The 1,964-nt window shown below is 28.7% G+C and carries 1 protein-coding gene; it reads left to right on the top strand.

From position 1 onward, the window contains the following. A partial coding sequence (locus tag ACOTVC_RS08605) for a hypothetical protein (RefSeq protein WP_421628341.1) occupies nucleotides 1–1,964 on the top strand: 1,964 nt, incomplete at both ends.

Here is a 1,964-nt window from a genome sequence, read left to right as displayed (position 1 = left end):
CATGGGAAATGAAAAAGATAATGCCATAGAATGGTGGCACTTTGCAAAAGGTTGGAATGAAGGTTTAGGTGTTACTAGAGAAATTGATGAGTTTAGATTGGTTGGAAATATTGACTTTAGTGGCACAACAGTAGATCCAATTGCTTATAATTATAAAAACGCCTTTAATAAAATGTTCAATGGCAATGGATACACATTAAAAAACATTACCATTAATGCTAATAAAGATTATGATGTTGGTTTATTTGGCGTAATCAATGAGGGTGAAATTTCTAATATCAATATTGATACTATAAATTTTAGATATGAAAAAGATTTACCATCTAGGATAGGTGGTTTTGCTGGATATATAAAAAATGGTAAGATCTCAAATATTTCGCTAAGTAATATTGGTGCCATTAATGGGGTAAGAATTGTAGGTGGTTTTAGTGGCAATATAAGCGACTCTTACATATCCAACGTAATGATTAATCAAATAGAAAGTATCAGTGCTTTAAACGAAGGACAATTTGCAGGTAATGCTGTTGGTGTGGGTGGATTTACAGGAATGAATGCCTCTACAACCTATGATAATATTATTTTAAATAATATTGGTGATATTTCATTGACAAATAAAACAAGAGATGTGTATACATCTTATATAGGTTGGTTTATTGGAAGATCTGACCAACTTTCTCAATCTGAAAATATTAATACTTTTAATAATATTGCAATCTATAACACTGGCAATATATCTGTTGATGGTGCTCATGGTAATAGTGGTTTATATATTGGATCGTTTGCTGGAGCTTTACACGGAAGTAAAAAAGATGTTATTCAAAATATTTATATATTTATAGACAACAATTCTGAAATATCATACAATAAATCTTTTCGAAGCTATTATCTAGGTAGATTTGCTGGAATTTTATATGATGCAAAATTAAATAATATTCATATATATTCCAACAATGACACATTATATAATATGGATAATGATTTCTATCTAATTAACGACTTTAATAAAAATGGTTATGTTTCAGATAAAATAAACATTCACACTTATAATGATAATACTCAAGAAAGTGCTTATAAAGACTTTTTATCTAAGGCAAATACTATAGAAAAACCATCCAAACCAACTGATCCTACTGATCCAAATGACCCTGATGTCATCCTAGGTAGTGATGATGTAATTAGTGCAAAAGATTTAAACCAATGGCTTGATGAAATATTTGCAGGAAATTACTGGGTAGATATAAAAGATCTTGATAAAATTCAAGGCCTAAGTGAAAGTATCATTCAAAGTATATCTTTCTTAGAAGCTTTATATGGTCAAGAAGGTATGAAAGAAATATTAAAAGGAATTAGTAGTGAGTATGAAAATATTATCGATAAATATAATGATAAATTTGAAAACAATAAAGCAGAACTTTTAGCTTTTATCAATGATAAATTAAAACCTTTAGTTGATTCTTCTAATAAAGCTTTAGCTCAATTAAAATTCATACAAGAGCAATTAAAAACAGCTATAGCTAAATATAATGACTATGTTAAAAAAGTTAATGAAAATCCTGCTATAAAAAATGAAGAAACTCTTAATGCTTTAAAAGCTCAAGTAGATAAACTAAACCAAATTAGCGGGGAATTAGCCACTACTATAGCTAAAAATCAAATAACATTAAAAGATTGGCAAGATAAAGCTAGTGATGATTCAAACGGTCAATTTACTATCAAAGGCGCTTTTGCCAATGCAATACTTATTAATCCTAAGCTAAATGAAATTACAAATGATAGTGGTAATAAAAATGATGAGTATCAAAAAATCTCCCGTCAAATAGCTGATTTACAAAAACAAACACCTGTTTTTGAATATGAAGAAGAAAAAACCGAAGAGGTGGATGAAACCTCTCTTATGCAAAAAAGTAAAACCTGCATAGTAAGTGATAATTATAAAACTATGAATCCATGTATAGTTGGAGGAT

It is taken from the genome of Campylobacter sp. GB48 (genome assembly GCF_049221845.1).
GTDB classification, from domain to species: domain Bacteria; phylum Campylobacterota; class Campylobacteria; order Campylobacterales; family Campylobacteraceae; genus Campylobacter_D; species Campylobacter_D lari_C.
This window is presented reverse-complemented; position numbering and strand designations above follow the sequence as displayed.